Origin of the sequence: Pseudomonas sp. B28(2017), from assembly GCF_002113025.1 — a bacterium.
Classification (GTDB): Bacteria; Pseudomonadota; Gammaproteobacteria; order Pseudomonadales; family Pseudomonadaceae; genus Aquipseudomonas.
This window is the reverse complement of the sequence record NZ_NEJH01000002.1, coordinates 901,473-925,555: the sequence shown is the minus strand read 5'-3', so window position 1 is coordinate 925,555 and position 24,083 is coordinate 901,473. Positions and strand designations below refer to the sequence as shown.

Here is a 24,083-nt window from a genome sequence, read left to right as displayed (position 1 = left end):
CGCTGCGGATTCAACTCAAGCGGAAGCGTCCGGTGTTGTCGCTGAGGGCCTTGCTGCCGTGACTCAAGGTGTCCGCTGCCTGGTTCACCGCGCGCGCACCTTCGAGCAAACGCACCGCCGCTTGATCGACCTGCTGGATATTGCCGCTGACCTCGTCGGCGGTGTTGGCCTGTTCCTCCACCGCCGTGGCGATTTGCGCCAGGGTAGCGGTGACACTTTGCACCGCACTGGCGATTTCCCCGAGCCGCTCGCCCAGGCCTGTCACTGCCTGCGCATCGGATTGTGCCTGACCACAGGCCGCTTCCATCAGACTCACGGCTTCGTTCACCGTGTTGCGCAAGCTATCGACTGTGCTGGCAATCTGCGCAGTCGAAGATTGCGTACGTTGCGACAGGCTGCGCACTTCATCGGCCACCACCGCGAAGCCACGACCCTGTTCGCCGGCCCGCGCAGCTTCGATTGCAGCATTCAGCGCCAACAGGTTGGTCTGTTCGGCAACGCCGCGAATGGTATCGACCACCAGCTGGATCTGTTGCCCCTGCTCGCTGACCCGGCCCAGCGCCGCTGCGGTTTCATTCAGGCGTTGGTTGAGTTGCTGGATGCTCGCGGTGGTGCGCTGGCTGTCACGGCTGCTGTCGGTGGCGATGCGCCGGGTGTGCTGGGCGCTACCGGACGCCTGTTCGCAACTGTGGGCCACCCCTTGTGAGGTGGCAGCCAGTTGCGTCGCCGCCGCGGCAATCTGGCTGATCTGCAACTGCTGGGCTTCGACTTCACCCAAGGCGTCGCTGGAGTGATGGTTGAGGGTTTGCACGGCGTGGCTCAATTGCAGGGTTTCGTGATCCACCCCTTGCAGGCTGGTGCGCAGTTGCACCACGGCGACGTTCAGCGCGGTGCTGATGGCCGCCAGTTCGTCCCGCCCCTGAACCGGTACTTGCAGGCTCAGATTGCCATCGCGCAAGGCCTCGGCCAGTAGCGTGATGCCGCTGGCGCTGCGGCGGATCGAAGCCTGCAAACAGATGAACAGATACAGGGCGGCCAACAGCAGGCAGCCCAACACGGCAGCCACCACAATGAACTGGCGGATCGCTGAGCCGTGGTAGTGATCAAGGCGTTGATCCAGCGATACCAGCGACTGCTGACGCAACGAGGCGAGGTCAGAGAGCAGGGCATCGAGACTGCGTTCGAAATCATCCGGCTTGAGGTTGATGCTGCCGCCGAACACGCCGTCATCCAGCACCTTCAGGCCGGCGTCCAGGTGCTTGAGGCTGTCATGGTATTGCCCGGCCCAGGTTTGCAGGGCGCCGGGCAGGCGCGCTTCGAGCAGGCCTGCGGTTTTCACCAGCTGCTCGCGCGCATCGCCGATGCGGCTGCGCAAGTCGCGCAGTTGCAAGCGGCTTTGCAGAGTGAACTGCCCGGACACTACCGAAGCCTGGCCCACCGCCGCCAGGCGACCGACTCGCTCGATCAGGTCTGGCGCATGTTGGGTGGAGATCTGCGTCAGCAAGTAGGTTTCCAGCCACGGTGCCAGCGTCAGGCGATTATCCATGGCGATCTGTTCGCGCAAGGCTTGCAGGGCGCTCAAGGCGTTGGTGAAGCGATCGTAGCCATCCGGCCACCAGCCGATATTGCTCAGGCTTTTTGAGTCGAGGCCATCTAGGGCGGTTTGCAGGGCCTGATAACGCGATAGCGTTTCACCCTCGGCACCATCTTTTTGCAGGGCGTTGCCCAACTCGGCAGTGGCCTGGCTGACGGCGGGTTGAGCCGCATCGAACGCAGCCATCGCAGCGAGTGTGGCCGGCGTTGGCTGGCGATTGGTTTCCGTAGCACGCCACCGGGCGGCGCGATCACGCTGGGCGGCGAGCAGGTCATCCAGCGCATCAAGAGCGAGCAGTTGCCGCACCCCGGCGCGTTCGCCGGAGATCAGGCTGAGTTTGTCGCGATAGTCCTGGCCGATCATCCACAGGCTGCCGGCCAGCGGCAGGATAAACAGCAGAAACAACAGCTGGAATTTACGTGCAAAGCCAAAACGCCCCAGCAACCCGATCCCCGGTGATAAAAAAGCCTGCATGCCCCATGACTCCTCTGGACACCACGCACCATTGGCGTGCGTCGGAGGTTGTTGCACCGCCGACTCGTGCCCTCTAAAAAAGGCCTCGAAAGTTCACCCTTGTCCGCTCTGTAGGCTGACTCTGTAGCGAAACTTCCCATTGTCGGCCTCCTTTGTAAGGAAGCCGCGTTCAAGCAGACAAGCAAGGCAAGATTCAGACCATGGCTATGCGCCATCAATGTTGTGGCGATGAAAATCGAAGTCGTTAGCAGGCTAAGGGGATGGCGTTGCTGCACTGAAAAATGGCACATTGGTGCACCTGCCCGTTTGCACCCACCTGTTGTACGGAAAACCCCATGGCCATCAGCAACGCCCAGACCGGTTCAGTGCCGGCGTCCGCTACGCCCCAAAGCAGTCCCCTGGTGATGCGCATCATCGGCGCGGTGGCGCTGGCGCATTTGATCAACGACCTGATCCAGTCGGTACTGCCGTCGATCTATCCGATGCTCAAGGCCAACTATGGCCTGACCTTTACCCAGGTCGGCCTGATCACCCTGACGTTCCAGTTGACGGCCTCGCTGTTGCAGCCGTGGGTGGGTTACTACACCGACCGCCATCCCAAGCCGTGGCTTCTGCCGGCGGGCACGGTCTGCACCCTGATCGGGATTCTGATGATGTCGGTAGTTGGCAGCTTTCCGTTGATTCTGCTGGCGGCGGGTTTGATCGGCATCGGTTCTTCGACCTTCCACCCCGAAGCGTCCCGCGTGGCGCGCCTGGCTTCAGGCGGGCGCTTCGGGCTGGCGCAATCGACTTTTCAGGTTGGGGGGAACGCAGGCTCGGCGTTCGGCCCTTTACTGGCGGCGGCGATCATCATTCCCTTCGGTCAAGGGCACGTGGCGTGGTTCGGCCTGTTCGCGGTATTTGCGCTGTTCGTGCTCTACCGGATCAGCCGCTGGTACGCCAGTCACTTGAGCCTGTTCAAGCTCAAGCAAGGTCAGGCGGCAACTCACGGCCTGTCCAGGGGGCGAGTGATCAGCGCGCTGGTCGTGCTCGGGTTGCTGGTGTTCTCCAAGTATTTCTACATGTCCAGCCTCACCAGCTACTTCACCTTCTACCTGATCGAGAAATTCGACCTGTCGGTCGCCAGTTCGCAGTTGCACCTGTTCCTGTTTCTGGGGGCGGTAGCGGCGGGGACATTCTTTGGCGGGCCGATTGGCGACAGGATCGGGCGTAAGGCGGTGATCTGGTTTTCGATCCTCGGCGTTGCACCGTTCACCTTGCTGCTGCCGCATGTCGACCTGTTCTGGACCAGCATTCTCAGCCTGGTCATCGGCTTCATTCTCGCCTCGGCGTTCTCGGCCATCGTGGTGTACGCCCAGGAGTTGGTGCCAGGCAATGTCGGGATGATCGCCGGGGTGTTCTTCGGCTTGATGTTTGGCTTCGGCGGAATTGGCGCGGCGTTGCTGGGCCATCTGGCGGATATTCACGGCATCGAGTACGTGTACTTCCTGTGTTCGTTCCTGCCGCTGTTTGGGGGGCTGGCGATCTTTCTGCCGCGAACCAAAAAGGCCTGAACCGACAAATATCCTGTGGGAGCGAGCTTGCTCGCTCCCACAGGGGAATGTGGTATGGCGGATGATTGTTTCACGCACAAAAAAGCCGCGTATCAAACGCGGCTTTTTTTGGGGCGGTGTGTTTACACGTTGAAACGGAAGTGCATCACGTCGCCGTCTTTAACGATGTAATCCTTGCCTTCCAGACGCCATTTACCGGCTTCCTTGGTACCGGCTTCGCCCTTGTACTGGATGAAGTCGTTGTAAGCGATCACTTCGGCGCGGATGAAGCCTTTTTCGAAGTCGGTGTGGATCACGCCAGCGGCTTGTGGTGCGGTGGCACCGACGCGGACGGTCCAGGCGCGGACTTCTTCGACACCGGCGGTGAAGTAGGTCTGCAGGTGCAGCATTTCGTAGCCGGCGCGGATCACGCGGTTCAGGCCAGGCTCTTCGAGACCCAGGGCTTCGAGGAACATGTCTTTCTCTTCGCCGTCATCGAGCTCGGCGATTTCCGCTTCGATCTTGTTGCACACCGGAACAACCACGGCGCCTTCTTCTTCGGCGATGGCCTTGACCACGTCCAGGTGCGGGTTGTTTTCGAAACCGTCTTCAGCGACGTTGGCGATGTACATGACCGGTTTTGTGGTCAGCAGGTGGAAGCCCTTGATCACCGCTTTCTCGTCGGTACCCATGTTCTTCATCAGGCTACGCGCCGGCTTGCCTTCGGTGAAGTGAGCGATCAGTTGCTCCAGCAGGCCTTTCTGGACCACTGCGTCCTTGTCACCGCCCTTGGCGTTGCGCGTGACTTTCTGCAGTTGCTTCTCGCAGCTGTCGAGGTCGGCGAAGATCAGTTCCAGATCGATGATTTCGATATCGCGTTTCGGGTCGACGCTGTTGGAGACGTGAATCACGTTCTCGTCTTCAAAGCAGCGGACCACGTGAGCGATGGCATCGGTTTCGCGGATGTTGGCCAGGAACTTGTTGCCCAGGCCTTCACCTTTCGATGCCCCGGCCACCAGGCCGGCGATGTCGACGAACTCCATGGTGGTTGGCAGGATGCGCTTTGGATTGACGATCTCTGCCAAGGCTTGCAGGCGCGGATCCGGCATCGGCACGATACCGCTGTTCGGCTCGATGGTGCAGAAGGGGAAGTTCTCGGCCGCGATCCCGGATTTGGTCAGGGCGTTGAACAGGGTGGACTTGCCGACGTTAGGCAGGCCGACGATGCCGCAATTGAATCCCATGGTGTTTCCCCTCGGGTAAGAGTCAGGCCTTCTGGCTGTGCAGGTTTTTCATCGCGCGGTTCCATTCACCGGCGAGGATATCCGGCAGCACGCCGAGGGCAAAGTCGATGCTGGCATCGAGTTTTTCCTGTTCGGCGCGTGGCGCACGACCCAGGACGAAATTTGAAACCATACTGGCGACGCCCGGGTGACCGATGCCAAGCCGCAGGCGGTGGAAAGTGTTCTGATTGCCCAGTTGCGCAATGATGTCGCGCAACCCGTTGTGACCGCCATGGCCGCCGCCCACTTTGAGTTTGGCGACGCCCGGAGGCAGATCGAGTTCGTCGTGTGCCACGAGGATTTCTTCAGGCTTGATGCGGAAGAAACCTGCAAGGGCCGCCACGGCCTGGCCGCTGCGGTTCATGTACGTGGTGGGAATCAGCAGACGAACATCCTGACCCTGATGCGAATAGCGCCCGGTCAGGCCGAAATATTTGCGGTCCGCCACAAGGTTCACGCCTTGTGCGTTCGCAATGCGCTCAACAAAAAGGGCCCCTGCGTTATGCCGGGTCTGTTCGTATTCGGCGCCTGGATTTCCCAGGCCAACGATCAGTTTGATGGCAGTCACAATAGGGGCCCTTCCTTGAAGTGGTGGATAACATCGCCGCAAGCAGTGCGAGCGGCGAAAGTGGACGAAAAATGCTCATTTACCATGAATGTAAACTCCGCGTTCCCGCCCGCTTTCTCGCTACGTTTCAGTCCGCGATGTTCCCATCACTCTGGCGTACAGAGTGAAATTACTCTGCAGCGCCTTCTGCAGCTTCTGGAGCAACACGTGGAGCGTGGACGTTGGCAACTGCCTTGTCATCGCCGTGTGCCAGGGCCACGAACTCAACGCCTTTAGGGGCTTTGAGGTCGGACAGGTGAACGATGGTGCCGATTTCAGCGTTAGCCAGGTCGACTTCGATGAACTCAGGCAGGTCCTTGGCTTCGCAGGAAACTTCGATCTCGCCAACTACGTGAGAGATTTCGCCGCCTTTCTTGACCGGAGCTTCTTCGTTGATGAAGTGCACTGGAACGATAGCGGTCAGTTTCTGACCAGCAACAACGCGCACGAAGTCAGCGTGCATGATGAATTGCTTGGCTGGGTGGCGCTGCATGGCTTTAACAACAACGTTCTGCTTGGCGCCGTCGATGTTCAGCTCGATAACGTGGCTGAAGGCCGCTTCGTTTTCGAACAGCTTGGTGATTTCCTTGGCCAGGATGGTCACGGATTCAGCAGGCTTGTTGCCACCGTATACAACGGCAGGGATGTTCAGAGCGTGACGCAGGCGGCGGCTCGCACCTTTCCCCAGGTCAGTACGCGCTTGAGCGTTCAGAGTAAATTCAGTCATTTTGTATCTCCAAAATAGCCATCACCGATTGGCGTTTGCGACCAGCGCCAAACACGGTATGGGCAAAAAAGCCCCGCCCCGACAGGAATGCCGGGGCGGGGCGCTTTTCGTCAACGAGATGTTCGAAATGGGCTGGGCCCTTAGCGGAACATCGCGCTGATCGATTCTTCATTGCTGATGCGGCGGACCGCCTCGGCAACTACCGGTGCGATATCCAGTTGGCGGATACGCGCACAGGCTTGTGCTGCAGCGGACAGTGGGATGGTGTTAGTCACCACCAACTCGTCCAGCACGGAATTTTCAATGTTTTCGATCGCCCGACCCGACAGCACCGGGTGCGTGCAGTAGGCGAAAACCTTGGCTGCGCCATGCTCTTTCAGGGCCTTGGCCGCGTGGCACAGGGTGCCGGCGGTATCGACCATGTCATCGACCAGAATACAGGTGCGCCCTTCGACATCACCGATGATATGCATCACTTCAGAGTGATTGGCTTTCTCACGGCGTTTGTCGATGATCCCGAGATCCACACCCAGGGATTTGGCAACGGCACGTGCACGCACGACGCCACCAATGTCCGGGGACACGATCATCAGGTTTTCGAAGCGCTGATCTTCGATGTCATCCACCAGAACCGGGGAGCCGTAGATGTTATCTACCGGAATATCGAAGAAACCCTGGATTTGGTCAGCATGCAGATCAACCGTGAGAACACGGTCGATGCCGACTACGGTAAGCATGTCAGCCACGACTTTCGCGCTGATAGCCACACGTGCGGAACGCGGACGGCGATCCTGACGGGCATAACCAAAGTAAGGAATAACAGCAGTGATACGAGTAGCCGAGGAGCGGCGGAAGGCATCAGCCATCACTACCAGTTCCATCAGGTTATCGTTGGTCGGAGCGCAAGTCGGCTGAATAATGAAGACGTCTTTACCGCGGACGTTTTCATTGATCTCGGCTGTAATTTCGCCGTCGGAGAATTTTCCGACAGAGATGTCACCGAGAGGGATATGCAGCTGACGTACGACACGCCGAGCCAGATCGGGGTTAGCGTTCCCCGTAAAGACCATCATCTTGGACACGCGCAGTACCTGAAGGCTGAGGGTAACCTGGATGAGTATAGGAAAATGGCAGGGGCGGCTGGATTCGAACCAACGCATGGCAGGATCAAAACCTGCTGCCTTACCGCTTGGCGACGCCCCTGTATCTGTTGCAACGATTACCCTGTAATCGGTTCCTTTAGAGCAGACTTTGCAGCTTGCGATGCAACATCGAAACGTTGCTTCCTTTCGCTACAAACCCTGTAAGGGTCTCTGTAAGAAGGGCCGAGACTTTATCAGCTTCAGCTTTGCTTGGGAAGCCCCCAAACACACAACTTCCAGTTCCGGTGAGTTTTGCTTCGGTAAATTTACCTAACAAATTCAAAGCGTTACGTACCTCTGGGTAGCGCCTTGTTACCACCGGCAAGCAGTCATTTCGACTGTTTCCCTTGGGAACGGGGCGCACTTTAATGGGAGGCGTGTTACGTGTCAACAACGGATCTGAAAAAATTTCTGCCGTACTTACAGAGACTTGCGGCACCAGCACGAGATACCACGGTTCTTCCGGGTCGACAGGCGTCAGTTTTTCTCCCACGCCCTCGGCGAAAGCTGCGTGGCCACGTACGAAAACCGGGACGTCGGCGCCCAGCGTCAATCCCAGGCCAGCCAGGCGATCTTCATCCCAACCCAATTGCCACAGGTGATTGAGGCCGAGCAAAGTCGTTGCGGCATTCGAACTGCCGCCGCCAATGCCGCCCCCCATGGGCAGGATTTTTTCGATCCAGATATCGACGCCCAACGTGCACCCGGATTGCTCCTGAAGTTTTTTCGCGGCCTTGACGATCAGGTTGCTGTCGTGGGGGACGCCTTCGAATTCGGTGTGCAGGCAAATGACACCGTCTTCGCGCAGCGCATAGGTGATTTCGTCGCCGTAATCGAGAAACTGAAACATCGTTTGCAGTTCGTGGTAGCCGTCTTCACGGCGACCGAGAATGTGCAGCATCAGGTTGAGTTTGGCCGGAGACGGCAAAGTCAGGCGATTGGCTGGCATGTCACGACCCCAGTTTGCGCGGTTGCCAGGCCTTGATCACCAGTGTGACGTCAAGGTCGGTGCCATGCAGCTTGATTCGCTCGGGCAGCCAGTAACCGTTTTGCTGGGTGTAGTCGGTGTATTCGACCTGCCAGCCATCCTGTTCGAGGTTGGCCAGGCGACTGTCGGCATCCAGTGTCAGGTGACTTTTGCTATCCGGAGCCGGAAGCCCGCGGACCCACCAGGCCAGGTTGGACACCGGCAACTTCCAGCCCAGTTGCTCTTCGAGCAACACTTCAGGGGTTGGTGCGTCGTAACGCCCCTGGTTGGCGACTTCCAGCGAAACCTTGCCCGGCCGTCCGGTCAGGCGTGCTGCGCCACGACCCAGCGGGCCGGAGAGGCGAATGTCGTAGTAATCCTGGCGTTGCAGCCAGAACAGCGTGCCACTGCCCGAGTCTTTCGGGGCGCGGATGCCGATCTTGCCGTCGATCTGCCAACCATCGAGGCTGGTCAGTTGCTGTTTGTGCGCACGCCATTGGGCAGGATTGCCGTGCCCCTCGACCGATTCGCGGGGACCCAGTCCGGCACAACCGGCGAGCAGGGCGATAAAACTGAAAACGATGAGATGGCGCAAAAACATAATCCTAAAGGGTCTCTGATCCGGTCAGGCGTTTGATGGTGCCGCGCAAGGTCGGGCTGTCAGGCTGTTCCTTGAGGAACTTGCCCCAGACTTGCCTGGCTTCACGCTGTTTGCCATTGGCCCACAGGACCTCGCCCAGGTGAGCGGCGACTTCCTGATCGGGGAAGCGATCCAGGGCTTGACGCAGCAGGCGCTCGGCTTCGTCGAGATTGCCCATGCGGTAATTCACCCAGCCAAGGCTGTCGAGTACCGCCGGGTCTTCCGGACTGATATGGTGCGCCTGTTCGATCAGGGCTTTGGCTTCGGCGTAGCGCGTTGTGCGGTCGGACAGGGTGTAGCCGAGGGCGTTCAACGCCATGGCATTGTCCGGGTCGCGCTTGATGATCGTGCGCAGGTCTTTTTCCATCTGCGCCAGGTCATTGCGTTTTTCCGCCTGCATGGCGCGGGTGTAGAGCAGGTTCAAGTCGTCCGGGTATTTCTGCAAGGCCTGCTGCAGAACATTCCAGGCCTTGTCGCCTTGATTGTTGGCGGACAGGGTTTCGGCTTCGATCAGGTACAACTGGATGGCGTAATCCGGCTGCTCATCGCGCTCTGCCGCGAGCTTGCGTTGCGCTTCGGCGGTCTTGCCGTTGTTGATCAGGATGTCGGCCTGACGCAATTGCGCCGGCAGGAAGTCGTTGCCCGGGCCAACCTTGGCATATTCGATCAGTGCGCCTTGCGGGTCGTTTTGTTCTTCGGCGATGCGGCCGAGGTTCAGGTGCGCCGAGTCGACATGGCTTTCCCGGGCGATCAGGTCTTCAAGATGACCCTTGGCCTCATTCCAGTCCTTGGCTTCCAGGCAGACCAGCGCCAGGGAGTAACGCAGTTCGTCGTCTTCCGGGTATTGCTGGACCAGGCTCGAGAACTCGGCCTTGGCGTCGTTCATGCGGTCCTGTTCAACCAGCATACGTGCATAAGTCAGACGCAGGCGCTTGTCGTCCGGGTATTTCTTGATGCTTTTCTGCAGCAGCGGCAGGGCTTCGTCACCGCGATTCAGGGTTTGCAGCAGGCGTGCGCGCAACAGGATCGGAGCGATTTCGCCGTCATCCGGCGGGTTGTTTTCCAGCAGCGTCAGCGCGCCCTTGGCGTCGCCATCCTGTTGCATCAGCAGTGCCTTGCCGAAAATCAGCTGGCTATTGTTTGGATGACGCTGCAACAAACGGTCGAAGCTTTTCATCAAGCCGTTGCGGGTGTCCTGGTCGGTGTCGGCCGCGGACAGCGCGAGGAAGTCGAAATGGGTGTCGCCCTTGCCTTGCAGGACTTTCTCCATATAGGCCATGGAGTCGTCATAACGCCCGGCGCGCGCCAGTTGCACGGCGGCGGCGCGTTGCGCTTCGAGGTCGTTAGGGGCGTTCCTGGCCCAGATCAGCGCGGTATCCAGGGCTGCCTGATCGGCGCCCAGGTATTCGGCGATACGGAATGCACGCTCGGAGATGCCCGGATCCTGGGTGTTGATGGCCTGGGTCACATAGTTGTCCAGCGCAATGTCGAAACGATTGCGTTGGCCAGCCAGTTCGGCGCTCAACAGGCTGAAGATGGTTTCCTCGCTGAATGAGCTGTAGACCTTGGGCTTTTCAGGGGCCGGGGTGCTGTCTTCAGCCGGCGGCGTACCGTCCGACGAAACGGGTGCCAAGGCCTGGCAACCGCTGAGGAAGACAAAAGCGAGGAGCAACGCGGAAGATCTATTCATATAGGAAGAGGACGACTAACCTGCGGTCAGATCATCATGACACAAGCTTTAGGCCAAACATAACCGGCCAGCCATTTTCCCATGTACACGGTCCCTGTAGGAGCTGGCTTGTCGGGTCGCCGCATCGCAGCGATGGTCGTTAACGATGACGCGATTTAACCGCAAAGACGCGGCGGCTGTCAGTCCATCGCAGGCAAGCCAGCTCCCACAGGAGGCGATGTACGTGCCTGTAAACGAGAATGGCTCGCAGTACGGGCAGGTGCCTGCCATGGCGATAGATATCGAGTGGTTGTTCTGACTCCGTCGAAGTAGGACAATTACCGGCTTCACGTCACAATCAGCGACTTTGAATGGCCTTCCTTGCACTCGGTATTAACCACAAGACTGCTTCAGTAGACGTCCGCGAGCGCGTGGCTTTTACCCCTGAACAGCTGGTTGAGGCCTTGCAGCAGCTCTGCCGACTCACCGACAGCCGCGAAGCTGCGATCCTCTCCACCTGCAATCGCAGTGAACTCTATATAGAACAGGATCACCTGTCGGCGGACGTCGTGCTGCACTGGCTGGCCGAATATCATCATTTGAGCTTCGACGAGCTGCGCGCAAGCGCCTATGTGCATGAAGATGATGCGGCAGTTCGTCACATGATGCGGGTGGCCTCCGGGCTCGACTCGCTGGTGTTGGGCGAACCGCAGATTCTCGGTCAGATGAAGTCGGCCTATGCCGTGGCCCGCGAGGCAGGGACCATCGGGCCATTGCTCGGGCGGCTGTTCCAGGCCACGTTCAACGCGGCCAAGCAGGTGCGCACCGACACGGCCATCGGCGAGAACCCGGTATCGGTGGCGTTTGCCGCGGTGAGCCTGGCGAAACAGATTTTCAGCGACTTGCAGCGCAGCCAGGCCTTGTTGATCGGCGCCGGCGAGACCATCACCCTGGTCGCCCGCCATCTGCATGACCTGGGTGTAAAGCGCATCGTGGTCGCCAACCGTACCCTGGAGCGCGCCAGCATTCTGGCCGAACAGTTCGGCGCCCATGCCGTGTTGTTGTCGGATATTCCGGCGGAGCTGGTGCGCAGCGATATCGTCATCAGTTCCACCGCCAGCCAGTTGCCGATTCTGGGCAAGGGTGCAGTGGAAAGCGCCTTGAAACTGCGCAAGCACAAACCAATCTTCATGGTGGACATCGCCGTTCCGCGTGACATCGAGCCAGAAGTCGGCGAGTTGGACGATGTTTACCTCTATAGCGTCGACGATCTCCACGAAGTGGTCGCCGAGAACCTCAAGAGCCGCCAGGGCGCAGCCCAGGCCGCCGAAGAGATGGTCTCGGTCGGTGCCGAAGACTTCATGGTCCGCCTGCGTGAATTGGCGGCAGTGGATGTTCTCAAGGCCTATCGTCAACAGAGCGAACGCCTGCGCGACGAAGAATTGCAAAAAGCCCAGCGCCTGCTGGCCAACGGCACCAGTGCCGAAGAGGTGCTGGTGCAACTGGCTCGCGGGTTGACCAACAAACTGTTGCACTCACCGAGCGTGCAGTTGAAAAAGCTCTCTGCCGAAGGTCGCCTGGATGCGCTGGCGATGGCCCAGGAACTCTTTGCCCTCGGTGAGGGCTCATCGGATAGCTTTTCGGATAAAAAACCGCAATGAAAGCGTCACTGCTCAATAAGCTGGATATTCTCCAGGACCGTTTCGAGGAGCTGACCGCCCTGCTGGGCGACGGCGAGGTCATTTCCGATCAGAACAAGTTCCGCACCTACTCCAAGGAGTACGCGGAAGTTGAACCGATCGTGAACGCCTATAAACAGCTGCTGAAAGTGCAGGGCGACCTCGAAGGCGCCCAGGCTCTGCTCAAGGACAGCGACCCGGACGTGCGCGAAATGGCCGTGGAAGAAGTCCGCGAGGCCAAGGAGCGCCTGGTCACGCTCGAAGCCGACCTGCAGCGCATGCTGCTGCCCAAGGACCCGAATGACGGGCGCAACGTGTTCCTCGAAATCCGTGCCGGCACCGGCGGCGACGAGGCAGCGATTTTCTCCGGCGACCTGTTCCGCATGTATTCGCGTTATGCAGAGCGTCGTGGCTGGCGGGTGGAAATCCTCTCGGAAAGCGAGGGTGAACACGGCGGCTATAAAGAGGTGATTGCCCGGGTCGAAGGCGACAACGTCTACGGCAAGCTGAAATTCGAATCCGGTGCCCACCGCGTGCAGCGGGTGCCGGCGACCGAATCCCAGGGCCGTATCCACACGTCGGCCTGCACCGTGGCGGTATTGCCCGAACCGGACGAACAGGAAGCCATCGAGATCAACCCGGCCGACCTGCGCATCGATACCTATCGCTCCTCCGGCGCCGGTGGCCAGCACGTCAACAAGACCGACTCGGCTATCCGTATCACTCACTTGCCGTCTGGTATCGTGGTCGAGTGCCAGGAAGAACGTTCACAGCACAAGAACCGTGCCCGGGCGATGTCCTGGTTGTCGGCCAAGCTGAACGATCAGCAGGCCTCGGCCGCGGCCAACGCCATCGCCAGTGAGCGCAAGTTGCTGGTCGGTTCCGGTGATCGCTCCGAGCGCATCCGCACCTACAATTTTGCCCAGGGCCGGGTCACCGACCACCGGGTCAACCTGACCCTGTATTCCCTTGACGAGATCCTTGCCGGCGGCGTCGAGGCGGTGATCGAGCCGTTGCTGGCCGAGTACCAGGCCGATCAACTGGCGGCGATAGGTGAGTAAATGACGATCATTGCCAGTCTGTTGCGCGCCGCCGACTTACCCGACTCGCCGACGGCGCGTCTGGATGCCGAATTGCTGCTGGCGGCGGCGTTGGGCAAGTCCCGCAGCTTCCTGCACACCTGGCCGGAACGCATCGTTCCCAGCGAAGCGGTGCTGACGTTCGCCGAGTATTTGCAGCGCCGCCGCAGCGGTGAGCCGGTGGCCTATATCCTCGGCCAGCAAGGTTTCTGGAAGCTGGATCTGGAAGTGGCACCGCACACGCTGATCCCGCGCCCGGACACCGAACTGCTGGTGGAGGCTGCGCTGGAGTTGCTGCCGGCCACACCGGCCAAGGTCCTCGACCTGGGCACCGGCAGTGGCGCGATTGCCCTGGCGCTGGCCAGCGAGCGTCCGGCCTGGAACGTCACTGCCGTGGATCGCGTGCTGGAAGCCGTGGCCCTGGCCGAACGCAATCGCCAGCGTCTGCATCTGAATAACGCCAAGGTACTGAGCAGCTATTGGTTCAGTGCCCTGGAAGGTCAGCGTTTTCAACTGATCATCAGCAACCCGCCCTACATTGCAGCTGCCGACCCGCATCTGGTCGAGGGCGATGTGCGCTTTGAACCGGCCAGCGCTCTGGTGGCCGGTGTCGATGGGCTCGACGATCTGCGTTTGATCGTCGCCCAGGCACCGGACCATCTCGACGCTGGCGGTTGGCTGATGCTCGAGCATGGTTATGATCAGGCCGAGGCGGTCCGCGATTTGTTGCTGACCCGCGGTTTTGAGGAAGTTCACAGCCGCACCGATCTGGGCGGTCACCAACGCATCAGTCTGGGGCGCCTGCCGTGCTGAATGATCAGGAGTTACTGCGTTACAGCCGGCAGATTCTGCTGCAACACATCGATATCGACGGCCAGTTGCGCCTCAAGGACAGCCGCGTATTGATCGTCGGCCTCGGTGGCCTCGGTGCGCCGGTGGCGCTGTATCTCGCCGCCGCAGGAGTCGGCGAGTTGCATCTGGCGGACTTCGATACGGTCGACCTGACTAACCTGCAACGCCAGATCATTCACGACACCGACAGCGTCGGCATGACCAAGGTCGATTCGGCGCTCAAGCGCCTGAGCGCGATCAATCCTGAAATTCAACTGATCGCCCATCGTGCGGCGCTGGACGAAGATTCCCTGGCTGCAGTGGTGGCCGGGGTGGATCTGGTGCTCGATTGCTCCGACAATTTCTCCACCCGGGAAGCGGTCAACGCCGCTTGCGTGGCGGCCGGCAAACCGCTGGTCAGCGGCGCGGCGATTCGCCTCGAAGGGCAATTGTCGGTGTTCGATCCGCGCCGGCCAGAGAGCCCGTGCTACCACTGTTTGTACGGGCACGGCAGCGAAGCCGAACTGACGTGCAGCGAAGCCGGGGTGGTCGGGCCGCTGGTGGGGCTGGTGGGCAGTCTGCAAGCGCTTGAAGCACTGAAATTGCTGGCCGGATTCGGCGAGCCGCTGGTGGGGCGCCTGCTGTTGATCGACGCCTTGGGCACGCGCTTTCGCGAATTGCGGGTCAAGCGGGATCCGGGTTGCAGCGTCTGTGGGCCTTCACATGCGTGAGGCGCCAATCGGCGTGTTCGACTCTGGTGTCGGTGGGCTCTCGGTGCTGGCCGAGATCCAGCGCTTGTTGCCCAACGAGACGCTGATGTACGTCGCCGATTGCGGGAATGTTCCCTATGGCGAGAAAACCCCGGAATTCATCCGGCAGCGTTGCAGCGTGATGGCCGACTTCTTTCAGCAACAGGGCGCCAAGGCTCTGGTGCTGGCCTGCAACACGGCGACGGTGTCCGGTGTCGCTGACTTGCGCCGCGACTATCCCGAATGGCCCATCGTCGGTATGGAGCCGGCAGTCAAGCCGGCGGCCGCCGCCACCCGCTCAGGCGTAGTGGGGGTGCTGGCTACCACCGGCACCTTGCAGAGCGCCAAGTTCGCCGCATTGCTCGACCGTTTCGCCACGGACGTGAAAGTGATTACCCAGCCGTGTCCGGGGCTGGTGGAGCTGATTGAAAACGGCGATCTGCACAGCCCCGAGCTGCGTCAGCTGTTGGCCAGGTATGTCCAGCCGCTGCTGGCCGCCGGCGCGGACACCTTGATTCTCGGCTGCACCCATTATCCCTTTCTCAAGCCGATGCTCCGGCAGATGATCCCCGAGGACATCAGTCTGATCGACACCGGTGCCGCCGTCGCACGGCAACTCCAGCGGCTATTGGCCGAAAGCGAGCTGCTCGCCCAGGGGCCGGCCCGTGAAGCGCAGTTCTGGACCAGTGCCGATCCGCTTCATTTCAGAAATATCTTGCCGATACTGTGGAATACCGCTGGCGTTGTGCGAAGCTTCAACAGGTAGAAGCCTGTCCGGGGGAGGGGGAGTACGAAAAATCGGGGTGAACTTCTGATAAATCGCTGACTTCTATAGTTTTGCAGGGCTTGGTAACAAAAAAACCATACGAAATCGTTCGGAAAAGGAAGTTTCTAGTGAAGCGACTATTCTGCTTGGCCGCGATTGCGGCCGCATTAATGGGGCACACCTTTACTGCGCAAGCGGCAGGTGTGGAGTTTGCGGTTGGTCAGACCAGCGATTCGACCATGACGTATCGACTGGGCATGCAATTCGATTGGGACCAGAGTTGGTGGCAGAGTGACGTTGGTCGCATGACCGGCTACTGGAGCGGTGCCTATACCTACTGGGAAGGCGACAAGACCTCGAGCAACAACAGCCTGTCGTTCTCTCCGGTGTTCGTTTACGAATTTGCCGGCCAGAACGTCAAACCGTACGTTGAAGCAGGCATTGGCGTGGCGTTTTTCTCCAATACCCGACTCGAAGACAACAACCTCGGTAGTTCTTTTCAGTTTGAAGACCGGCTCGGTTTTGGCCTGCGCTTCAACGGCGGCCATGAAGTGGGAATCCGCGCGACGCACTACTCCAACGCCGGGCTCGCCAGTTCCAACGACGGTGTAGAAAGCTACTCGCTGCATTACACGTTGCCGTTGTAAGACACGACGCTGTATTAGATGTGGGAGCAAGCCCGCTCCCACATTTGTATTTGGGTGACTTCAAACTAGCGATACGCCGTCGAAATCCCCTGGCGTTCGTCGATGCACTCCGGTGCGCCCATCTCGAACTCCCGGCAGATCAGCGGGCGTTTCTCGTAGATGGTGCACATCATCGAGTTGCGATCCAGTGCGGCACACCAGCCGTCGCCCAGACGCAGCATGACTTCCCCGCCCCAATCATCGGTATCGATGAACCGTTCAGGCACACCCGTATCGGTGATCAGCATGACTTCGAGCTGGCAGCAGCAGGCTGCGCAGGTCGAGCAGGTGACTGCGGGTTCTGCGATTTGCGTATGGGGGATGTTATTCATGGCGCGCAGTGTAAGGCAGTCACCGGGTGCTGTGTGAAAGCTCTGACAGACGCAGGCCGGCCCCCGAGATACCGCTGCCGATGATGGCGGTTTTCACGGTTGATCCTTGAGCGGTGGCAGGCTACGCACCATGCGTTTGCCAATCTCCAGTTTCACTTGGTCCGGCTGTCTGGAGAGCGGCCAGAGGGTGGACATGAATGCTGCCGGGAAAGCGATTTCGAGAGGGCGGTCCTTGAGTTTTTCGAAGATGTGTCGTGCGGCTTTCTCCACCGGCCAGCTCAAGGGCATGGGAAATCTGTCTTTCGTCGTCAGCGGCGATTCGACACCCCCGGGGCTGATCACCGTGACTTCTATGCCTTCGGGAGCCAGGTCGATGCGCAGGGATTCGAACAGATGACGCAGCCCGGCTTTCGAGGCGCCGCAGGCTTCCGCCTTGGGCAGCGGCAGGTAAGTCACCGCACTGGCCATGGGCACCATATGCGGTGCGGTGCCAGCCCGTAGCAAAGGCAGGGCAGCTTCGATGCAATAGCTGCTGGCCAACAGGTTGGTGCGCACCACGTGCTCGACAATCGACGCATCGAACTGCTTGGCGTCCACGTACTCGCAGGTACCGGCGTTGAGTATCACGGTGTCCAGCGAACCCCAATCCTCGGCAATCTGCTCGCCGATTTCGCGCACGGTCTGGCTGTTGGTCAGGTCTCCGGCGACTACCTGCACTTGTCCCGGATAACGTTGCGACAAGACTTTCAGTGGCGCAACTGACCTTGAACTTACCGCCAGGTGCGCGCCGGTCTTCAGGATTTCTTCGGCCAGGGCGGCACCAATGCCGCTGCTGGCGCCGGTCAGCCAGTATCGTCGTGCGAGTGTACGACTCATCCCAATCTCCTTTTCAGTCAGGCAGCTGCCCGGCCCAATACGGGTAAATGTTCATAACGCAGAGTCCCGGCATCGAAGTAATCCCGGTGGCGGTAACTCATGACCCAACGGCGGCGTATTGTCGTGAGGGCAGGTTCTTGAATGCAGTCAACGCGCGCGTACGGGAAGTACTCAAGTCGACGATCGGTGAGGGGTAATCCACTACACCGAAAAGGCCGCCGAGATTGGCCGGGTTGTGCACGTCTTTTTTATTCAGCCCGGCCAGTTCCGGAAGCCAGCGCTTGATGAACAGGCCCTCGGGATCGAATTTTTCCGACTGGCTCAACGGGTTGAAAATCCGGAAGTAAGGCGCCGAGTCGGTACCGGTGGAGGAACTCCACTGCCAGCCTCCATTGTTCGCCGCCAGGTCGCCATCGATCAGGTGACGCATGAAAAAGCGTTCGCCTTCGCGCCAGTCGATCAACAGGTTTTTGCTCAAGAACATCGCCACCACCATGCGCAGGCGGTTGTGCATCCAGCCGGTAGCCAGCAGTTGGCGCATGGCCGCGTCGATGATCGGCAAACCGGTACGTGCCTGTTGCCAGGCAGCCAGTTCTTCGGGTGCATCGCGCCAGGCCAGAGCTTCGGTTTCCGGGCGAAACGCGCGGTGCCGGGACACCCGTGGGTAGCCCACCAGGATGTGTTTGTAGAACTCGCGCCACAGCAGTTCGTTGATCCAGGTGACGGCGCCGGTCTTGCCGCTTTCGAACTCACCCTGATTGCTGTTCAAGGCGGCGTGCAGGCATTGGCGGGGAGAAATCACTCCGGCCGCGAGATAGGCCGAGAGCTGACTGGTGCCGGGTTTTGCCGGGAAGTCGCGCTCGTTATGGTAATGATCGATTTGTGCATCGCTGAAGCTGTCGAGGCGCTGCCGGGCTTGGGCTTCGCCCGCCGGCCACAGGCTGCGCAGGTTATCACCGGGCGTCGCAAAACCCTCGACACTCAAGGGGATCGCATCGCTGGCAATGTTCAGTGGTGCTTGCTTGTGCGGTGCGCGGACCAGGCTGGGCAGCGAGTGGTGCAGGCGTTCGTAGCAGGCTTTGCGGAACTGGCTGAAAACCTGAAAGTAAGTGCCGGTCCGGGTCAGCACACCCCCGGGCTTGAACAGCAATTGATCGAGGTAGCGGTGAACTTCGATGCCTTCGGCTCTGAGCGTCCTGGCGACCGCCGCATCGCGACGGGTTTCATGGATGCCGTACTCTTCATTGAGGTACACCGCGTCGATCTGCCATTGTCGGCACAGATCCAGCAACACGGCTGGCGCGTCCTCCCAGCGAGGTGCACGACGGACCAGCAGGGGAATGTTCAGTTGACCCAGTTCGCGGCTCAACTCGCGCAGGTTGCGCAGCCAGAAGTCCACTTTGCAGGGCGCGTCATCATGTTCCAGCCATTGTTCCGGGCTCAGCAGATACACGGCCACGCACGGGCCGCGAGTCGCGGCGGCCGAGAGGGCGGTGTTGTCATGCAGGCGCAAGTCGCTGCGCAACCAGATCAATTGCATATTGGTATCCACGCGATTCATTTAAATCAGCCCGCGCTGAATGAGTGACTGATGTGCCGACAATGGATCTTCGGCGAGGTACAAGTCAGCGATCTCGGTAGTACTTGCGGACAACTCGGCGTGGTGGATGCATACCGTTGGTCCGGCAATCATTTTTGGGCAACTGATGCCTTTGAAAAGTTTTGGCAGTTGCGCCAGGTTCATGGCCTTGCTGGAGTACAGCAGAACCCCGCGGGGTTGCAGCAGTTCGACCGCCAGTGCCAGTTCACCGACAGGCAGCGGCCCGTCGAAGACCTCCACTGGGCAATCGGCAGTGCTGATCAGCCAGGCCGTGAGCCACAGATTCGGCTCAGTGGGCAGGTCCGAGTGGTTGATTAACAGCAGCGGTGCGCTGCGCAACTGACGATTGTTATGGTAGATGCGTGCGCCGAACTTGCTGCGCAGCCAGGCACAAAAAAACACCCGCTCCATCTGCGCACCGAACTGGCCTTGCCAGCGTAGCTCCAGAGCGGCCAGCAGGGGCATCAGCAATTGTTCGCACAGGGTTCGCGGCGGATACAGCGCCATCGCCTGATTGACGCTGTCATCCAGGGCGCGTTCCTTCAATCCGCTGACCGCCTGCAGCAACGTTTGCAGCAAAGTGTGCCAATCGTTGTCGACGGACTCGCTGAAGGCTTGCGGCGTGTCGAGCAATTGTTTGACCTGGCTGACGGCAACGCCACGGTTGAGCCAGGTGAGGATGGCCTGGATGCGTTGGACATGGTCGGCCGAAAACAACCGGTGCCCCTTGGGTGTGCGTTGCGGCACGATCAGCCCGTAACGCCGCTCCCAGGCGCGCAAGGTCACGGCATTGACGCCGGTTTGCCGCGCCACTTCACGGATCGGCAGCCAGCCTTCGTCCAACGCCTTGTTAAAGTCATCGCTGAGGCCATCGCAGGCGCTGGTGTCGGGTGCTTTTTTCATTGGATGGCGTTTCGCAGGCTGAGGTTTTCCGGGAGCGGTTGCAGGTAAACCTGCTGTGCGATGTACGGATCGGGGTGTTGGCGGAAGTGATGCTTGAGCAGTGTCAATGGCACCACCAACGGCACGATGCCCAGGCGATACTGGCTGATCACGTGTTGCACCTCCTGCTTGTCTTCGCGGCTGATGGCCTGCTTCAGGTGGCCACTGAGGTGTTGCAGGACATTGGTATGGGTACCGCGGGTGGCGCACTTTTTCAGTGCCGCCATCAGTTCACTGAAATAGCGCGCGCCAAGTTCCTTCGGATCGGTATGGCCCATGTTGCCCAGCAGCTTGCCGAGCACTTTGTATTGCGCCGGGTTGTGCGCCATCAGCAGGTATTTATAGCGCGAGTGAAAGTCCGTGAGACCGTGCCGGGTCAGGCCTTCCTGGCACAGCTGCTGCCAGGCGCTGTAGGCGAGTACGCGAGTGAGGAAGTTTTCCCTCAGCACCGGATCCTTGAGTCGGCCGTCTTCCTCCACCGGCAAATCGGTGTGCAGCAGGCAGGCGCTGATAGCGATTTTCGGTTTGGCGGGGGAGTGGGGCATCGGAGCACCTCGAATCTGAACCTATACAAACATTCGTGTCTGTACAAGATAATTTCATCATAGATTCAAAGTTGTACAAGTCAAATTATATGTATAGGTATTTTGACCGGCTGCTGTCCATGATGACAGCAGCGACTTGCTCGGATTGATGCTCTTTACTGCAGGTGTTCATGCAAGCGGCGGGCGGCTTCCTGACCGCTGAGCCAGGCCCCTTCGACGCGTCCGGACAGGCACCAGTCGCCACAGGCGTACAGTCCCAGGTCGGCATCGGCCAGGGTGCCCCATTCATGACTGCTGGCAGGGCGGGCGTAGAGCCAGCGGTGGGCGAGGCTGAAGCTCGGCGCAGGCATGGAGTCGTGCAGCAGTTCGGCGAATGCGCCATGCAGCTGTTCGATCACAGCCTCCTTGGGCAGGTCAATGTGCTGGCGACTCCAGCCGCTGGTGGCGTGCAGCACCCAAGTGTCGAGGGTGTTGTCGCGCCCTGGCTTGCTGCGGTTGCGGGCCAGCCAGTCGAGTGGGCTGTCCTGTACGAAGCAGCCTTCCATGGGGGTATCCAACGGCGTTTCGAAGGCCAGGGCAATCGCCCAGGTCGGGTCCATTTTCACCCCGGCGGCGGCGCCCGCGAGTTTCGGCGCAGATGCCAGCAGAGCCGTGGCCTGTGGGGCTGGCGTGGCGATGACCACATGGCTGAACGGCCCGTGGGTGAAGCCCTCGGCGTCCTGCAGATGCCAGTGTTCTTCTCCGCGATAGACCTCGGTGATCCGGCAGGCGAAATGCACTTCAAGGTCACCGAGCAGGGCGCGGGTGATGGCGCTCATGCGGGGTGTACCGACCCAGCGGGTCTGCTCGTCCGGCGACAGGTTGAGCTGACCGCCATGGTAGGTGTAGAGCTGTGGCGTCCATTCGGCGACCCAGCCCTTGGCCTGCCAGCGCTGGACTTCGTTGACAAAGCGACGGTCGCGGGCGGTGAAATACTGCGCACCCATGTCCAGAGCACCCGCATCGCTGCGCTTGCTCGACATGCGCCCGCCGCTGCCGCGGCTTTTATCGAACAGTTGAACCACATGCCCGAGGTCAGTCAGGGCCTGGGCGGCGGAGAGTCCGGCAATGCCGGTGCCAACGATTGCGATAGGTACAGTCATAGGGGCCTCGTTTACCTTTCTGTACAGACTACGCCGGGGTTCAAACCTGTACAATATTGTTTTTTGGTATAACTTTTAGCGTTCTTGTTCTGACAGCTTGGCCTATTGTTAAACATAGAGCCTGCTCGATACCAAAGATCCCTGCTTATAAAAATAGACTAATGGACAGGGTAAAACGCCACGCGAGGAAGAAGTCATGCACATATTGCTGACCGGCGGTACTGGTTTGATAGGACGTCAGCTCTGCCGGCACTGGTCGGGGCAGGGCCATCGCCTGACAGTCTGGAGCCGCAAGCCTGAAAAAGTCGCGAAAATATGTGGTGCCCAAGTGCGTGGAGTTGCCCGGCTGGAGGATGTGGGGCAGGAGCCGGTGGATGCGATCGTCAATCTTGCCGGTGCGCCGATTGCCGACCGGCTCTGGACGCACAGGCGTAAAGCCTTGTTATGGAGCAGCCGGATCACGCTGACTGAAACCCTGCTGGCATGGCTTGAAAGCCGCGAGCAGAAACCACGGGTCTTGATTTCCGGTTCGGCTGCAAGTTGGTATGGCGATGGTGGCGAGCGCGAACTGACCGAGGACTCGACGCCGGTCAGCGAAGATTTCGCCAGCCAGTTATGCATCGCCTGGGAGGAGACTGCACAGCGGGCTGAAGCGCTGGGCATCCGCGTCATTCTCATCCGTACGGGGTTGGTGCTGTCGGCGGAGGGCGGCTTTTTGTCGCGGCTGTTTCTGCCGTTCAAACTGGGCCTGGGAGGGCCGATCGGCAACGGCCGGCAGTGGATGTCGTGGATTCATATCGACGATCAAATCGCCCTGATTGATTTTCTTCTGCATCGCAATGAGGCCAGCGGTCCCTATAATGCGTGCGCGCCCAAACCGGTGCGCAACCGCGAATTTGCCAAGGCGCTGGGCAGCATGCTGCATCGCCCGGCGTTGATGCCGATGCCGGCCTTTGCATTGAAGGTGGGGCTGGGCGAGTTGTCCTTGCTGTTGCTGGGTGGCCAACGGGCCACGCCGGTTCGCCTGTTGAAGGCGGGTTTCACTTTTCAGTTCACGGATTTGCGTGCGGCTCTGGACGATCTGTCCGGTCGCCTTTGAAATAGGACGTTGCATGACCGATCACGCGTTGCTTCTGGTCAACCTGGGCTCACCTGCCTCTACCTCGGTGGCGGATGTGCGTAGCTACCTCAATCAATTTCTGATGGACCCGTACGTGATCGACCTGCCATGGCCGGTTCGACGCTTGCTGGTGTCGCTGATCCTGATCAAGCGTCCCGAGCAGTCGGCCCATGCCTATGCCTCGATCTGGTGGGACGAGGGCTCGCCGCTGGTGGTGCTCAGTCGTCGCCTGCAACAAGCCATGACCGGCCAGTGGCAGCACGGCCCGGTCGAACTGGCGATGCGCTACGGCGAGCCGTCGATTGAATCGACGCTGGTGCGCATGGCCGCAGCGGGGCACAAGCGAATCACGCTGGCGCCGCTGTATCCACAGTTCGCCGACAGCACCACCACCACGGTCATCGCGGAAGCCAGACGTGTGGTGCGCGAGAAGGGCCTCGATGTGCAGCTGTCGGTGCTCCAGCCTTTCTACGATCAACCGGAGTACCTCGATGCGTTGGTGGCCACGACCCGGCCGCATTTGCAGCAGGACTTCGATCACTTGTTGATGAGTTTTCATGGATTGCCGGAACGGCATCTGAAGAAGCTCAACCCGGGTCACAACTTCGAGGGTGGCGGTGATTGCTGTGCCGGGGCGCCCCCTGAGGTGGTCGCCACCTGTTATCGCGGCCAATGCCTGCGTACGGCGGCAGAGTTTGCCAAGCGCATGGGGTTGCCGGAGGGCAAGTGGTCGGTGTCGTTCCAGTCGCGACTGGGGCGCGCCAAATGGATCGAACCCTACACCGAAGCGCGCCTTGATGAGTTAGCCAGAAGCGGTGTGAAAAAGATTCTGGTGATGTGCCCGGCATTCGTTGCCGATTGCATCGAAACACTGGAAGAGATTGGTGATCGCGGGAAGGAGCAATTCCGCGCAGCAGGAGGAGATGAGTTGGTGTTGGTGCCGTGCCTCAACGATGACCCGCATTGGGTGCGGGCATTGAGTGCGTTGTGCGAAAGGGCACCGTTGGCGCTTTAAAAGCATCGCGAGCAGGCTCGCTCCCACAGGGAAATGCATTCCCAGGCTGGGGGAGCGAGCCTGCTCGCGAAGTGGACTTTCAGTCA

At 60.0% G+C, this 24,083-nt stretch carries 22 protein-coding genes, 1 tRNA gene and 2 pseudogenes; 9 read left to right on the top strand and 16 right to left on the bottom strand.

Going from position 1 to position 24,083, the window contains the following annotated elements:
* Nucleotides 1–10: 10 nt before the first annotated feature.
* Complete coding sequence (locus CAF65_RS09045; protein ID WP_085715975.1) at nt 11–2,068, bottom strand: methyl-accepting chemotaxis protein; 2,058 nt, start codon at nt 2,066–2,068, stop codon at nt 11–13.
* A 335-nt stretch (nt 2,069–2,403) separates the two neighbouring features.
* On the opposite strand from CAF65_RS09045, the gene CAF65_RS09040 reads away from it, so the two are divergent.
* Nucleotides 2,404–3,621, top strand: a complete 1,218-nt coding sequence (locus CAF65_RS09040) for an MFS transporter (protein ID WP_085715974.1) — start codon at nt 2,404–2,406, stop codon at nt 3,619–3,621.
* Nucleotides 3,622–3,743: 122 nt separating this feature from the next.
* Here CAF65_RS09040 and ychF read toward each other — a convergent pair whose 3' ends face one another.
* From ychF to CAF65_RS09000, 8 genes are all read right to left on the bottom strand, one after another.
* Nucleotides 3,744–4,844, bottom strand: coding sequence for a redox-regulated ATPase YchF (gene ychF, locus CAF65_RS09035; RefSeq protein WP_085715973.1), 1,101 nt, complete (start codon nt 4,842–4,844; stop codon nt 3,744–3,746).
* A gap of 22 nt (nt 4,845–4,866) precedes the next feature.
* The gene (pth, locus tag CAF65_RS09030; RefSeq protein ID WP_007973893.1) at nt 4,867–5,451 is read right to left on the bottom strand and encodes an aminoacyl-tRNA hydrolase; all 585 of its coding nucleotides are present in this window, start codon (nt 5,449–5,451) and stop codon (nt 4,867–4,869) included.
* Between the two features lie 169 nt (nt 5,452–5,620).
* Nucleotides 5,621–6,217 carry a 50S ribosomal protein L25/general stress protein Ctc gene (locus tag CAF65_RS09025; RefSeq protein ID WP_085715972.1) on the bottom strand — a complete coding sequence of 199 codons (597 nt, stop codon included), beginning with the start codon at nt 6,215–6,217 and terminating at the stop codon, nt 5,621–5,623.
* Between the two features lie 140 nt (nt 6,218–6,357).
* Nucleotides 6,358–7,299, bottom strand: a complete 942-nt coding sequence (locus CAF65_RS09020) for a ribose-phosphate pyrophosphokinase (protein WP_003171603.1) — start codon at nt 7,297–7,299, stop codon at nt 6,358–6,360.
* A 46-nt stretch (nt 7,300–7,345) separates the two neighbouring features.
* Nucleotides 7,346–7,420, bottom strand: a tRNA-Gln gene (locus CAF65_RS09015).
* A 36-nt stretch (nt 7,421–7,456) separates the two neighbouring features.
* Nucleotides 7,457–8,308, bottom strand: coding sequence for a 4-(cytidine 5'-diphospho)-2-C-methyl-D-erythritol kinase (gene ispE / locus CAF65_RS09010; RefSeq protein ID WP_085715971.1), 852 nt, complete (start codon nt 8,306–8,308; stop codon nt 7,457–7,459).
* A gap of 1 nt (nt 8,309) precedes the next feature.
* A complete protein-coding gene (gene lolB, locus CAF65_RS09005) occupies nt 8,310–8,927 on the bottom strand; it encodes a lipoprotein insertase outer membrane protein LolB (protein WP_085715970.1) in 618 nt (205 codons plus the stop codon).
* A gap of 4 nt (nt 8,928–8,931) precedes the next feature.
* Nucleotides 8,932–10,656 (bottom strand): tetratricopeptide repeat protein, encoded by a 1,725-nt coding sequence (locus tag CAF65_RS09000; protein ID WP_085715969.1) that lies wholly within the window; start codon nt 10,654–10,656, stop codon nt 8,932–8,934.
* 350 nt (nt 10,657–11,006) lie between these two features.
* On the opposite strand from CAF65_RS09000, the gene hemA reads away from it, so the two are divergent.
* The 6 genes from hemA to CAF65_RS08970 all read left to right on the top strand — a co-directional run bounded on the left by hemA (nt 11,007) and on the right by CAF65_RS08970 (nt 16,386).
* Entirely contained in the window at nt 11,007–12,296 is a 1,290-nt protein-coding gene (gene hemA, locus CAF65_RS08995; protein ID WP_085715968.1) for a glutamyl-tRNA reductase, read from the top strand.
* Nucleotides 12,293–13,375 (top strand): peptide chain release factor 1, encoded by a 1,083-nt coding sequence (gene prfA, locus CAF65_RS08990; RefSeq protein ID WP_085715967.1) that lies wholly within the window; start codon nt 12,293–12,295, stop codon nt 13,373–13,375. Before hemA ends, prfA begins: the two co-directional genes overlap by 4 nt.
* Nucleotides 13,376–14,206 (top strand): peptide chain release factor N(5)-glutamine methyltransferase, encoded by an 831-nt coding sequence (prmC, locus tag CAF65_RS08985; RefSeq protein WP_085715966.1) that lies wholly within the window; start codon nt 13,376–13,378, stop codon nt 14,204–14,206. It abuts the gene before it with no gap.
* Complete coding sequence (locus CAF65_RS08980; RefSeq protein WP_085715965.1) at nt 14,200–14,955, top strand: molybdopterin-synthase adenylyltransferase MoeB; 756 nt, start codon at nt 14,200–14,202, stop codon at nt 14,953–14,955. Before prmC ends, CAF65_RS08980 begins: the two co-directional genes overlap by 7 nt.
* The gene (murI, locus tag CAF65_RS08975; RefSeq protein ID WP_085715964.1) at nt 14,948–15,739 is read left to right on the top strand and encodes a glutamate racemase; all 792 of its coding nucleotides are present in this window, start codon (nt 14,948–14,950) and stop codon (nt 15,737–15,739) included. The genes CAF65_RS08980 and murI overlap by 8 nt, the downstream gene beginning before the upstream one ends.
* Nucleotides 15,740–15,867: 128 nt before the next feature.
* Nucleotides 15,868–16,386, top strand: coding sequence for an acyloxyacyl hydrolase (locus tag CAF65_RS08970; protein WP_085715963.1), 519 nt, complete (start codon nt 15,868–15,870; stop codon nt 16,384–16,386).
* A 65-nt stretch (nt 16,387–16,451) separates the two neighbouring features.
* Here CAF65_RS08970 and CAF65_RS08965 read toward each other — a convergent pair whose 3' ends face one another.
* The 7 genes and pseudogenes from CAF65_RS08965 to CAF65_RS08935 all read right to left on the bottom strand — a co-directional run bounded on the left by CAF65_RS08965 (nt 16,452) and on the right by CAF65_RS08935 (nt 21,862).
* Nucleotides 16,452–16,757 (bottom strand): YkgJ family cysteine cluster protein, encoded by a 306-nt coding sequence (locus tag CAF65_RS08965; protein ID WP_085715962.1) that lies wholly within the window; start codon nt 16,755–16,757, stop codon nt 16,452–16,454.
* A 93-nt stretch (nt 16,758–16,850) separates the two neighbouring features.
* Nucleotides 16,851–17,633 (bottom strand): SDR family oxidoreductase, encoded by a 783-nt coding sequence (locus tag CAF65_RS08960; RefSeq protein ID WP_085715961.1) that lies wholly within the window; start codon nt 17,631–17,633, stop codon nt 16,851–16,853.
* Between the two features lie 17 nt (nt 17,634–17,650).
* A pseudogene (locus CAF65_RS08955) lies at nt 17,651–17,728 on the bottom strand (nuclear transport factor 2 family protein); the annotation flags it as partial.
* A gap of 2 nt (nt 17,729–17,730) precedes the next feature.
* Complete coding sequence (phrB, locus tag CAF65_RS08950) at nt 17,731–19,173, bottom strand: deoxyribodipyrimidine photo-lyase (RefSeq protein ID WP_085716014.1); 1,443 nt, start codon at nt 19,171–19,173, stop codon at nt 17,731–17,733.
* A gap of 21 nt (nt 19,174–19,194) precedes the next feature.
* Nucleotides 19,195–20,136: a MerR family transcriptional regulator gene (locus CAF65_RS08945; RefSeq protein WP_085715959.1), complete on the bottom strand. Its 942-nt coding sequence runs from the start codon at nt 20,134–20,136 to the stop codon at nt 19,195–19,197.
* Nucleotides 20,133–20,678: pseudogene (locus tag CAF65_RS08940) on the bottom strand (YbgA family protein); the annotation flags it as partial. The gene CAF65_RS08945 and the pseudogene CAF65_RS08940, both read right to left, overlap by 4 nt.
* Nucleotides 20,679–20,875: 197 nt before the next feature.
* A complete protein-coding gene (locus CAF65_RS08935) occupies nt 20,876–21,862 on the bottom strand; it encodes an NAD(P)/FAD-dependent oxidoreductase (protein WP_085715957.1) in 987 nt (328 codons plus the stop codon).
* Nucleotides 21,863–22,058: 196 nt separating this feature from the next.
* On the opposite strand from CAF65_RS08935, the gene CAF65_RS08930 reads away from it, so the two are divergent.
* Nucleotides 22,059–22,961, top strand: a complete 903-nt coding sequence (locus CAF65_RS08930) for a TIGR01777 family oxidoreductase (RefSeq protein WP_085715956.1) — start codon at nt 22,059–22,061, stop codon at nt 22,959–22,961.
* 13 nt (nt 22,962–22,974) lie between these two features.
* Nucleotides 22,975–23,997 carry a ferrochelatase gene (gene hemH, locus CAF65_RS08925; protein ID WP_085715955.1) on the top strand — a complete coding sequence of 341 codons (1,023 nt, stop codon included), beginning with the start codon at nt 22,975–22,977 and terminating at the stop codon, nt 23,995–23,997.
* Nucleotides 23,998–24,083 lie beyond the last annotated feature (86 nt).